Below are 11563 nucleotides of genomic sequence, written 5' to 3'. Positions count from 1 at the left end.
ACCAGGTCAGCCCGGCCGACCTGGGCTGCCCGGCGGCGTGGGCACTGGGTCATCAAAGTCATGCAGTTCTGCCGGCGGCAATAGACCGGCTGCGGCATCTGCGGATGCGTCCAAGAATGGCAGTGCTATCTACCGCTTGAACTCACCATTCCTTTTACGTAGTAGCGCTGCAGAACGATGGACAGCGCCACAACGGGTACGGTCAGCACTGTTGCTGCGGCGAACACCTCACCGTACAAAGGGGTATTCGCAGCGGTGGCGAAGTTCGCCATGCCGACCTGCGCCACCTGCTTGGCCGGGTCCTGCATCGCGACAAGCGGCCAGAAGAACGAGCTCCAGGACCAGATGAATTGCAGCAGCGCCAAGGTGGCGAGCGCGGGCTTCACGCCGGGCAGTCCGATACTCAGGAACATACGTGCCTCGGATGCTCCGTCCATCTCGGCAGCTTCGAAGATCGAACGGGGAACCTCTCGGAAGGCCTGGCGCATCAGCAGAATCCCGAAGGGGTTGCAGATGAACGGCAGGAACAGACCCAGATAGGTCGACACGAGACCCAGGCTCTTGACGACGTCGTACAGCGGGACGATCAGCGCCTCCGCCGGTAGGAACGCGGGGATCATGCAGAAGGCGAACAGCGCGCGCCGGAAGCGAAATTCCTTGAGCGCGAACGCATAGCCGGCAAGGCTGCACACAACCATTGAACCCACGATCTGACCGGCGGACACGATGGCGGTGTTGATCAGATTCCACTCGAATCCAAACGCGCCGAAGATGCTGCGAAAGTTGTCGACTGTGGGTTGGGAGGGAAGAAACGACTTCCAGGACAGGGGGTAGGTCTCGGAAAGGAACGCCTCCGTCGACTTGAAGGCCGTCAACGTCATCCACAGGATCGGAAAGGCGAAGGCCAGCCCGACGATCACCATCCCGCAGGCGACCAGGATGCGGCCGGGCCGGATCCGACGCGATCGGCTCGCCCGCGGCAAGTCACCGTCCGCCGATGGCAGCGCCGGATCTGCCCCGGCCGGTCTCCCAGTTTTCCGGCGCCCACTGCTCGAGCCACGTTCGATGCTGTCGATCGGGGCGGCGTTATGCGTCATATCGACGTCCTAGAAGCTTGAACTGAACTGCGATGATGGCCCCCAGGAAGAGGAGCATGAATATCGCCGCAGCCGACCCTACGCCGCGTGAGTTGAACTGGAACGCCTGCTCGTACGAATAGAACACGAGATTCCGTGTTGCGCCGTCGGGCCCACCCTGAGTCATGAGAACGATCGGTACGAAGATTCGTGTCGACTGCAGCGTCGCCATGAACAAGACCACGGTCCCGCTTCCGCGAAGCAGTGGGAGCGTGACACTTCGGAACTGGCGGAATCCACTCGCGCCGTCGATCGACGCGGCTTCGTAGTAGTCCTTGGGGATCGCTTGCAGACCGGTCAAGAAGATCAGCGTTGGAATGCCGATGCTCTTCCAGCTGGACATCAGCACCACTGACACGAGAGCTTGGCTTCCGCTGTTGAGGAAGTCCTGCGGAGGCACACCGAACACACTGAGCAGTCCGTTGAACAGGCCCTGATCCGGGTTGTACAGCTGAGCCCACACGATCGCTGCGACCGTCTCCGACGCGGCCAGGGTCGCGATGACCGATACTCGAACAAATCGCGTTCCCGGCAGATGCTGATCGATGAAGACGGCCAACGCCAGGCTCACCGGTATCTCGATCAGCATTGAGCTCATGACGTACAGAACAGTGTTCTTCAGCGCGGCCTGGAAGTCTTCACTGCTGAACATCCGGCTGTAGTTGTCCAAGCCGGTAAACCCGACCGCCTCGTGGGTAAATGGATCGAACGCCTGCAGACTGTGCACGGCTGCGACGATCACCGGGTAGTACTGAAATAGTGCGATCCCCACGATGGCAGGGAGGATCATGAGGAGAGCGGCGCTTCCCCGGTGCGCCTTCCCACTACGCCAGGTCGTGCGCCGGGGCGCCGCCGCCCGACCCTTGGTGGCCGTCGTGATCATCGCTGATACTTCTTCAGCTGGTCGTCGATGTGCTTCGCGGTTTCGCTCAGGGTCTTCTCCGGATCGGCACCGAGCGCGATGTCCTTCACCGCCGGGTTGATCGCCGCGTAGTATTCGTTCCAGCCGACCGTCCGCGGGGCGCCGGTGCAGTTCTCCGCGACCTTGAGGGCGAGTTGTTCGTCGGGCTTCGAATACTCCTCGAGCTTCTCGACCAGAGAGCGTCGCGTGATGAAAGCTCCTCGCGACCGGAAGTACGGGGCCTGGCACGCGTCGGTACACAGGTAAGCCAACAGTGCGGCAGCCTCGTTCGGATGCTTGCTCTTCGCCCAGACGAACGGGGCGTCGCCGCTGTTACACCCGAACAGCGTGTTCCCGCGGGGGTCCAATGTCACCCCGACGTCGAACGGGCTTGCGCCACCTGGCTTGTCGCGGTTGAGAATCTGCCTGATGGAGTTCATCGACATGGCTGCCTGCGCGCCTTGGAACTGCGAAGGAATAGCAGATTTGGGCGTCAGGCCTTCGCTGAAGAGCCGCTGATAGTTGCGCATGCCCTGGACAGCCTCGTCCGTGTCGAGGTAGCCACTTACGGTGAGACCGTCATCGCTCACACCTTGCCAGGTCTTGTACCGCGATGATCCCTTTTCGGCACTCCGGTCGCCCATGTTTCGGACCCAGATGCTCTCGTACTGGGTGTAATTCGAGCCAGGTCCGCCGTTGCCCAAGATCGACGACTCCAGGGCCCACGTCGCGGTGTCACCCTTCTTGCGGAGGTTGTGGGTGAGGGCGTTCATCGTTTCAAACATTTCCTCGACGGTCCATCCCTTGTCGAGACTGTCGACCTCGGGCGGCGTCGGAACTCCAGCGCGTTTGAAGATCTCGCGGTTGAAGAGGACCATGGGGAGGTACCCTTCCCATGGCATCAAGAAGAGCTTTCCGCCGCTCGATCCAGCCTCCCGCATGGGAGTGAACAGGTCGGAGAGGAACTCCTTCGTGAGGTAATCCGTGAGGTTCAGCGCCTGGCCCGATCGCGACATGTACTCGGTGAAGTCGAGGCGCGACATCATGATGTCGGGTGCATCACCGGACTGCGTGTAGATTTGAATCTTCTGCGGCAGGTTGCCGTAGGGAATGAGTTCCTCTTCGACCTTGATGTTCGGGTACGCCTTGGAGAACCTCGCGTAGTGCGAGGTGAACAGGGCGTTCACCTCGTCGCTGTAACTCTGTCGGAGGAAGCGGAGCACGACGGGCTTGTCGGTCAGCTCGGGTCCCTGGTACCCACCGAGGTCGATGCGGTAACCCCCAGGTCCCGGACCGGTGGGGACCGGCCGCTGTCCATCCAGGGGTCGGGCGCCTCCGCTACAGCCGGCGAGGCCGTTGAAAGCGGCGAGGGATGCAAGACCAGCCGCGCCACGAACGAAGTTGCGCCTGGTGATTCCACTTGCGAAGTTGTCCATGTCGGTTCTCCGGTTCTTCGAGTTGGAATATGGCCTACCGTCGTGCGGTGTCGAAAATGGGATGGTTCGGTCATCGGCCCGGTGCCGCTAGCGCGGTGACATATGCCTGGGCGGTGATGCGTAGGTGCCGCCTGGGTCGTTGGCGTCGACGGGGTGGATGGTCCGGTCAGTTCCCGTGGTCGACGACGACGCCCACGGTTCCCCCACCGGGAGGTCCCTGATGGACAGCGCCGGATGAGATGTACAGGACCGTGTCCTGCAGAGCCGCGGCGAACATTCCGCCCACGGCTGCCTTGAGTTCGTTCATGTACTGCGGATTTTCGGCGTTGTGAACCTGCCGTCGTCCGCGCAGCCGCGCGTCGATGGGCGTACCGATCTTCACGTAGACGGCCACGATCCGTTGCCGCTGGTCGGGTGCCATCGGTGTGCCGTCAGCCGGCAGGCCCGCCGCGCGCAAGGCTCGACGGAGCGAGTCGATGTCCAGCATGTCGGTCATCGTCGATCGACCCACGCGCAATCGGCCGCCGGCCGCCGTTGTGTTCCCCAGGAGGACGACTTGGGTTTCTCGGTGTTCACGTCCAGACGACGAGGAGACCCGATCGGTCCAGAGGTCCAGGTTGGTGCCGATGTCGCCGTCGGCAGGCAACGCGAGGTTGTCGACCGCAACGGCGACTCCCAAAGCCGCGGCGCCGCTGGTTTTCGGAGTAGCCAGGCGCGGCTCGAAGGGCGAGATTTGGTGCCCACGTTGCTGCGCCTCTTCAATGTCCTCCGGCTGAAGCCCACGGCTCTTCGTCAGCACGTACTCGGCGTCCGACGGGTCGATACCGGCGTCACGAGCAGCGGCTCGGACAGCGTCGGCGACGTGTTCGACCATCGCGGGGTGACCGACCCATTCGGGCCGGATGGGTGCCGACTGTGCAGTGCCGATGGCTAGTCTCGGCTCAGGTCCGACGGGTCCGTCCCAGGCGCGTCTGGCATAGACCACCATGTGCGGTGCGAGGACGCCGACTCCTCCGCTGGAGAAGACCATGGGAATGCGGGCGATTCGGTCGGCACCCAGATTGCTGTTCTCCTCGAGGAACCGGCGGACTGCGGCGATCGCTGCGGCTCGACTGTTCTCACCGGGTGTGTTCCCTTCCGTCTTACCGGTGATCGCGCAGATCTCGTCAGGACGCAGCCGGCCCTCTTTGACGAGCTGTGCGAGCGCAGCGGTGTCCGACTCGTGCTCCAACGGCACCGGGAAGGCCTCGACGGCCGTCGGTTGCGGGTTCTGGTGCACTTCTCCTCCATCGGACTGGTGGCCTGATCAGCTCGGATCCTGGGCTCGTCACTGAGTCGGGTCCGAGCAAATTCCTATGAAGATCTGATGTCTTAGGTGCAAAGGCGGGTTAAGAAGCAGGTTCAGGTCGAGTTGGCTCAGCGCGGCGTGAGGGACGCCGACCAGTCGCCACCATCGATACCCTGCGTCGGTCCGCACATCGCCGCGAGACTCGGCCGGGCGCTCGCGTCCGAGCCCCGGACGAGGATCGCAGCAGCGCCGGTTCGACGAGGGGCGATGCGCGGGTGGGTCGTCATGGGATATGGTTATCAGACGTCTGATGTTTCGGGTAGGGGTAGCGGTGAATTTTCCACGGAGCGGGTCCGCAGACACGCCGGTCAACACCAGGCGGAAGGAAAGACAGGTGCCCAGGGTCAGCCGCGTCTCCGCGGTGGAGGCGGCGATCGAGGAGATCCGCGCACAGATTCGTGAAGGGCACTGGGTCCCTGGTGATCGACTGCCCTCCGAGGCGGAGCTGACCGAGATCCTGGGGATCAGCCGTGCCCCGCTGCGCGAGGCCATCCGCGCGCTCGTCCACGCCGGTCTGCTGTCGGTACGCCAGGGCGACGGCACCTACGTCGTCGCCGTGGACGAGTCGGCCGTGGCGTTCAGCCGCAAGCTCAAGGACAGCAAGACCCGCGACGTGCTCGAGGTGCGGCGCGGGCTGGACGCGACCGCGGTTCACCTGGCCGCGGCACGACGCACCGACGACGACCTCACCGCGATGGAGGCGACGCTGCGGCGCCGCCGAGAGGCCGCGTCGACGGGAGATCAGGCCAGGTTCGTCGACGCCGACGTGGCGTTCCACCTGGCCGTGGCGCAGGCCGCCCACAACGCCCTGCTCCTCGGGCTCTACGAGGGACTCTCGATGTCCATCCGCGAGTCTCTGAACACGATCGAGTCCCTGCAGCACGCCGTCGGCGAGGGCGGTGACGACCACGAAGCGCTCTTCGACGCGATCAAGTCCGGAGACGAGGCGCGGGCCGTCGACATCGCGCTGTCGATAATCGCCAGCCAGGAGCAGCAGTGCGCACTCAAGTGACCGGGCCGTCCAAGGCGGAGGCGGTCCAGCCCCGTTGCCGCCACAGCCGCGAGGAGGATCGTTGACGACCGCCATGTTGATCAAGAACGTACGCCCCTGGGCGGGCGAACCATGCGACATCGTCGTCGAGGACGGCCGGATCGCCAAAATGGTGCCGGCCGGCAACGCGACGCCGGACGCGGACGGCAGTGTCGTCGACGGACGTGGCCACATCGCCCTGCCCTCGTTCACCGACACGCACGCCCACCTGGACTCCACCCGCCTGGGTCTGCCGTTCCGCCCACACACTGCGGGCCCGGGATTGGCGGGGCTGATCGAGAACGACCGGGCCAACTGGCGTTCCGCGGAGGCCAGCGTCAGCGAGCGGGCGATCTACACGCTCGGCCGGACCATCGCGTCGGGCGCCACGACGGTACGCAGCCACGCCCAGGTCGACACGCTGTCCGGCCTCGACCGCCTCGAGGGGGTGCTCGCCGCCCGTGCGGCCCACCGAGCCAGGGCCGCGGTCCAGGTCGTGGCCTTCCCGCAGGCCGGCATCATCCGTGACCGGGGTACCGCCGACCTGCTCGCCGCCGCGCTGTCCAGTGGCGCGGACCTGGTGGGCGGGATCGACCCGTGCAGCCTGGACCGGGATCCCGTCGAGCACCTCGACACCGTCTTCGGGTTGGCCGAACGCCATCAGGTCGGCGTTGACCTCCACCTGCACGAGCTCGGCGAACTCGGCGCATTCACGCTCGACCTCATCTTCGAACGGGTACGCGCCCTCGCCATGCACGGCAGGGTCACCGTCTCGCACGCGTTCACGCTCGCCACCGTAGCCCCGGACCGCGTCGAGGCGATCGCCGGTCAGCTGGCCGAGCTCGACATCGCCCTGACCACGATCGCACCCGGCGGTCAGCGCACGCTTCCGCTCGACCTGCTGGCGCGTCACGGGGTAAGGGTCGGCCTCGGTCAGGACGGCATGCGGGACTACTGGTCCCCGTTCGGCGACGGTGACATGCTCGGTCGTACCTGGCAGCTCGCGTTCGTCAGCCAGCTACGTCGGGACGACCTCATCGAACGCTGCGTCGCGGTCGCCACCGTCGGTGGCCGCGCCATCGTCGAGGGCTGTGGCGGGGCCGCGTGGACGGCAAGCTCGGACGAACCCCGTGGGCTCGCGCCGGGCGACTCCGCCGACCTCGTCCTGATCCCCGGCGAGACGGTGACCAGCGCGGTGATGGACCGGCCGTCCGGCCGCATCGTCGTGCACCGGGGCCGGGTTGTCGCCGAGGACGGCGTTCTGGTCTGATGGCACCCACAACTGAACATCGCGCCGCTTGAACCGGAGCGGGAGAGACTCGGCCACAACCCGGACCGAGCGCCGAAGGAGCAACTCTCCCCAGAATCTCTCAGGCCCTGTACCGCTCCGGTGAGGCAACTCTGGAAAGCCAGGACGCGGATGTCCTGCACCCACGGTGCAAACCGTCTGATCGACGGTGAATCTCTCAGGTACCGATGACAGAGCGGGGAGGTCGCCCACCGGTGCCGTTCGCGGCACCCGAGCCAAGGGAGCCTCCCGAATGAACCCCTCCGGCCACTCGTGGCGCTGCACGCCCCTGCACGACGTGCACGCGGCGCTCGGTGCCAGCTTCACCGGCTTCGCCGGCTGGTCGATGCCGATCCGCTACTCCTCCGAGATCGCCGAGCACAAGGCGGTGCGCTCGACCGCCGGACTGTTCGACCTGTGCCACATGGGCGAGTTGGAACTCACTGGCCGGGAAGCCGGCGCGGCGCTCGACTTCGCACTGGTCGGGCGTCCGTCGAAGATCGGCGTCGGCCGGGCCCGGTACTCGATGATCTGCGCCGAGGACGGTGGGATCCTGGACGACCTCGTGGTCTACCGGCTGGCCGAGGAGCGGTTCCTCGTCGTCGCCAACGCCGCCAACGTGCTCGTCGTACGCGACGCGCTGAACGAACGCGCGTCGGGATTCGACGCCGCCGTGCGCGACGCGTCCGACGACTGGGCACTGATCGCGGTCCAGGGACCCGCCTCGGCGGAGATCGTCAGCCAGCTGACCGACCTCGACGTGTCGGCCCTGAGGTACTACGCCATCGACGAGGCCGTCCTCGCCGGCGCGACGGTCCTGCTGGCCCGGACCGGATACACCGGTGAGGACGGCTTCGAGGTCTACTGCCGCCCCGAGGACGCCGCGGCGGTCTGGGCCGCCCTCACCGAGGCCGGCGAGCAGCACGGCCTTGTCCCGGCCGGCCTGGCGTGCCGCGACACCTTGCGACTGGAGGCGGGCATGCCGCTCTACGGCCAGGAGCTGGGCCGGGACGTGACGCCGTTCGAGGCGGGGCTCGACCGCGTCGTCGCCTTCGACAAGGACGGCGGTTTCGTCGGGGAGGCCGCCCTCGCCGCGCGCCGTGTCGCAGGAGCACGGCGGACGCTCGTCGGGTTGGTGTCCGCCGGCCGCCGCTCCCCGCGGGCCGGATACCCCGTGCTCGACCCCTCGACCGGTGCGCAAATCGGCCGGGTGACCAGCGGCGCCCCATCGCCTACGCTCGGCCGCCCGATCGCCATGGCCTACGTCCCCGTCGGCCGCGACGAGCCGGGCACCAGGCTCGCCGTCGACATCCGCGGCGCCGCTGAAGACGTCGAGGTCGTCGCTCTCCCCTTCTACCGCCGCAACCGGTGACCGCGCCAACCTGCCAGGAGCACGAGATGAGCGTTCCCGCCCAGCTGAAGTTCACCGCCGAGCACGAGTGGCTCGACATCGAAGGAGACCGGGCCACCGTCGGCATCACCGCCTTCGCCGCCGAGGCTCTCGGCGACGTCGTCTACGTCGATCTGCCCGCCGTCGGCAGCAGTGTCGCCGCAGGCGAGGCCTGCGGCGAAATCGAGTCGACGAAGTCGGTCAGCGAACTCTACGCCCCCGCCGACGGCGACGTGGTGGAGGTCAACCAGGCGGTCGTCGACGACCCCGGCCTGCTCAACCTGGACCCGTTCGGGGCGGGCTGGCTGTTCCGGATGCGCGTCACGAACTCCCCCGCCCTGCTCGACGCGGCCGCCTACGAGTCGCTGACCGGAGGCGAGTGAGATGAGCATCCGCGACCGGTCGCTGGCCGACCTCGACCCCGAGGTCCACCACGCCATCCGGGCCGAACTCGCCCGCCAACAGAACACCCTGGAACTGATCGCGAGTGAGAACTTCGCACCCGTCGCGGTCCTGCAGGCCCAGGGGTCGGTGCTGACCAACAAGTACGCCGAGGGGTACCCCGGACGGCGCTACTACGGCGGCTGCGAGCACGTCGACGTCGTCGAGCAGCTCGCGATCGACCGCGCGAAGGCGCTGTTCGGTGCCGGGTACGCAAACGTGCAGCCGCACTCCGGTGCCCAGGCGAACGCCGCGACGATGTCCGCGCTGCTCGAGCCGGGCGACACGATCCTGGGCCTGGACCTGGCGCACGGCGGTCACCTCACCCACGGCATGCGGCTCAACTACAGCGGCAAGCTGTACGAGGCCATCGCGTACCACGTGCGTGAGTCCGACTTCCGGGTCGACATGGCCGAGGTGGAGCGGCTCGCGCTGGAGTACCGGCCGAAGTTGATCGTGGCCGGCTGGTCGGCGTACCCGCTGCATCTGGACTTCGCGGAGTTCCGGCGGATCGCGGACCTGGTCGGCGCCCGGCTGATGGTGGACATGGCGCACTTCGCCGGGTTGGTCGCCGCGGGCCTGCACCCGGACCCGGTGCCGTACGCCGACGTCGTCACCACGACCACGCACAAGACTCTCGGGGGTCCCCGCGGTGGCATCATTCTGACCAACCGTGCCGACCTGGCGAAGAAGATCAACTCGGCGGTGTTCCCCGGCCAGCAGGGTGGGCCGCTGGAGCACGTCATCGCGGCCAAGGCTGTGGCGTTCAAGCTGGCCGCCTCGGAGGAGTTCCGCGAGCGGCAGCGGCGGACGCTGGACGGCGCTCGTACGCTGGCCGGTCGGCTGCTGGCCGACGACGTCCAGGCGGCGGGGATCAGCGTCCTGACCGGCGGCACCCAGGTGCATCTCGTCCTGGTCGACCTGCGTCACTCTGAGCTGGACGGACAGCAGGCCGAGGACCGGTTGCACTCGATCGGCATCACCGTGAACCGTAACGCCGTACCGTTCGATCCGCGGCCGCCCATGGTCTCCTCCGGCCTGCGCATCGGCACGCCGGCGCTGGCCACCCGCGGCTTCGGCACCGCGGAGTTCCGGGAGGTCGCCGACATCATCGCGACCGCGCTCATCAGCGGGCCGACCGAGGCCGTCGTCACCGAGCTGCGTGGCCGGGTGGCCAACCTCGCCGCGAAGTTCCCGCTATGTGAGGGGCTGTGACATGACTGGAGTCGCGTAACGGCAGGCTGTCGATGGGCGGAGGCCGTCATTGCGCTGAGCGCGACGACGGCCTCCTCACCACGTCGTCGGCTTCGACCCGCACCCGGACCTGCTCCTGCTAACCGCCGGCCAGGGCGATGCGAGCGGCGCCCATCGGGTAGGGAAGGGATGCCGCAAGATCCGATGCCCGGCCGAAGGTCTCGGCGGCGCGTTCCGGGCGGCCGAGACGGGCGAGGGCGGCGCCGTGGACGGTCAGGGCGTCCACCTCGGCCAGGCGCTCGCTGGGCCGGGCGGCGCGCTCCGCCTCGGTGCCAGCCAGCTGGGCGTGGCCGGCGGTCAGATGGGCTTATGCCGTCAGCGTGACGGCGGCGGCCGACGTCCCGGCGCCGGGCACCGGCGTGCCAGGAGCCGTAGTGCCTCCTCGGGGCGGCCGCTGCGGACGGCCAGCTCGGCCTGCGCCCTGCGCACTTCCTCCAACGCCTGCCGGTCGCCGCTGTCCACCGCGGCCGCCTCGGCGCAGGTCAGCAGGCCGGCCGCATCGGTCGGATCGGGTGCCATCCTGACCGGGCCAGAGCCGCCAGCGCGAACGCCAGGGACCACTCCCCCAGCGGCTCGGCCAGCGACACCGCCGACACCGCCAGCTGATGGCGCGGCCGCCGATTCAGGCAATACGGGGGTTTACTTCCGCGAGGCGATGACCACGCTGGCAAGGACCCAACCGACAAACAGTCCGTACACCCCACCACCGGCGGCCCAGCCGAAGGCGCCGCGCAGACTGGCGTCCACCTGGACGAACGCGGCGAGTAGGCCGGCTGACGCCGCGGCGAAAACGTAGGCCCCCCAGCTCGAGAAGAACAACCTCGCGCTGCGCGGTGACCCTGCCGCAACCATCACGGACACGAAGACGCCGGTCAGCACGATGAGCAGGATTGCCTTGATGTCGTTGGCGAGGATGGTCCGCACCGAATCATCCGAGCTGAACGACCAGGTCGGCCACGCCAACTGCTTGAGAAAGAATCCCCACGCGTCGTTCGAGGTGTGGTTCTTCGCCCAGTCGGTGTAGGCCGGGTTACCGAATGCGATTACCAGGATCAGGGCGGCGGTTACCGCTGTGCCCGTCACGGTGCGGACCCGCCCGGCTGTAGTGGTAGCCATACGGACAGTGTGCGGCGTGACTCCCAGGCGAAGCAATCCATGAGGGTTAATGGCTTACAGGGGCATTCGCGATGGGCGTGGTCGGGGCGGTGGCCAGATCCGGCCGAGTTCGCCGGCGAGGGTTGTAGCCGCCGCCGGTGCCTTTGTAGCGTGATCCACGTCTTTGAATCGATTCATGTTCGCCCCGAACCGCGAGGCACCGACCCGTCCGAGGAGAGGCGCA

At 67.1% G+C, this 11563-nt stretch carries 11 protein-coding genes and 1 riboswitch; of the genes, 5 read left to right on the top strand and 6 right to left on the bottom strand.

Features of this window, described 5'->3' with window-relative positions:
* Positions 1–125: 125 nt before the first annotated feature.
* From FXF52_RS25300 to FXF52_RS25285, 4 genes are all read right to left on the bottom strand, one after another.
* Positions 126–1097, bottom strand: coding sequence for a carbohydrate ABC transporter permease (locus FXF52_RS25300; RefSeq protein ID WP_148800808.1), 972 nt, complete (start codon positions 1095–1097; stop codon positions 126–128).
* Positions 1087–2019, bottom strand: a complete 933-nt coding sequence (locus FXF52_RS25295; protein WP_148800806.1) for a carbohydrate ABC transporter permease — start codon at positions 2017–2019, stop codon at positions 1087–1089. Before FXF52_RS25295 ends, FXF52_RS25300 begins: the two co-directional genes overlap by 11 nt.
* Positions 2016–3473 carry an extracellular solute-binding protein gene (locus FXF52_RS25290; RefSeq protein ID WP_148800804.1) on the bottom strand — a complete coding sequence of 486 codons (1458 nt, stop codon included), beginning with the start codon at positions 3471–3473 and terminating at the stop codon, positions 2016–2018. The genes FXF52_RS25295 and FXF52_RS25290 overlap by 4 nt, the downstream gene beginning before the upstream one ends.
* A gap of 166 nt (positions 3474–3639) precedes the next feature.
* Positions 3640–4752, bottom strand: a complete 1113-nt coding sequence (locus tag FXF52_RS25285; protein ID WP_148800802.1) for a ring-opening amidohydrolase — start codon at positions 4750–4752, stop codon at positions 3640–3642.
* A gap of 403 nt (positions 4753–5155) precedes the next feature.
* On the opposite strand from FXF52_RS25285, the gene FXF52_RS25280 reads away from it, so the two are divergent.
* The 5 genes from FXF52_RS25280 to glyA all read left to right on the top strand — a co-directional run bounded on the left by FXF52_RS25280 (position 5156) and on the right by glyA (position 10185).
* Entirely contained in the window at positions 5156–5833 is a 678-nt protein-coding gene (locus FXF52_RS25280; protein ID WP_148800800.1) for a FadR/GntR family transcriptional regulator, read from the top strand.
* Positions 5834–5894: 61 nt separating this feature from the next.
* Positions 5895–7121 (top strand): amidohydrolase, encoded by a 1227-nt coding sequence (locus tag FXF52_RS25275; RefSeq protein ID WP_222870659.1) that lies wholly within the window; start codon positions 5895–5897, stop codon positions 7119–7121.
* A gap of 29 nt (positions 7122–7150) precedes the next feature.
* Positions 7151–7246, top strand: a riboswitch (glycine riboswitch).
* A 146-nt stretch (positions 7247–7392) separates the two neighbouring features.
* On the top strand, positions 7393–8511 hold the full coding sequence (gcvT, locus tag FXF52_RS25270) for a glycine cleavage system aminomethyltransferase GcvT (protein WP_148800798.1): 1119 nt from the start codon (positions 7393–7395) through the stop codon (positions 8509–8511).
* A gap of 26 nt (positions 8512–8537) precedes the next feature.
* The gene (gcvH, locus tag FXF52_RS25265) at positions 8538–8912 is read left to right on the top strand and encodes a glycine cleavage system protein GcvH (protein WP_148800796.1); all 375 of its coding nucleotides are present in this window, start codon (positions 8538–8540) and stop codon (positions 8910–8912) included.
* A 1-nt stretch (position 8913) separates the two neighbouring features.
* Positions 8914–10185 carry a serine hydroxymethyltransferase gene (gene glyA, locus FXF52_RS25260; protein ID WP_148800794.1) on the top strand — a complete coding sequence of 424 codons (1272 nt, stop codon included), beginning with the start codon at positions 8914–8916 and terminating at the stop codon, positions 10183–10185.
* Positions 10186–10539: 354 nt separating this feature from the next.
* Here the strand turns inward: glyA and FXF52_RS25255 are convergent, their stop codons facing one another.
* Together FXF52_RS25255 and FXF52_RS25250 are read right to left on the bottom strand one after the other, a co-directional pair.
* On the bottom strand, positions 10540–10743 hold the full coding sequence (locus FXF52_RS25255; protein ID WP_148800792.1) for a hypothetical protein: 204 nt from the start codon (positions 10741–10743) through the stop codon (positions 10540–10542).
* A 120-nt stretch (positions 10744–10863) separates the two neighbouring features.
* Positions 10864–11307, bottom strand: coding sequence for a hypothetical protein (locus tag FXF52_RS25250; protein ID WP_255472325.1), 444 nt, complete (start codon positions 11305–11307; stop codon positions 10864–10866).
* Positions 11308–11563 lie beyond the last annotated feature (256 nt).

The organism is Micromonospora sp. MP36, from assembly GCF_008119785.1.
Lineage (GTDB): Bacteria > Actinomycetota > Actinomycetes > Mycobacteriales > Micromonosporaceae > Micromonospora.
This window is presented reverse-complemented; position numbering and strand designations above follow the sequence as displayed.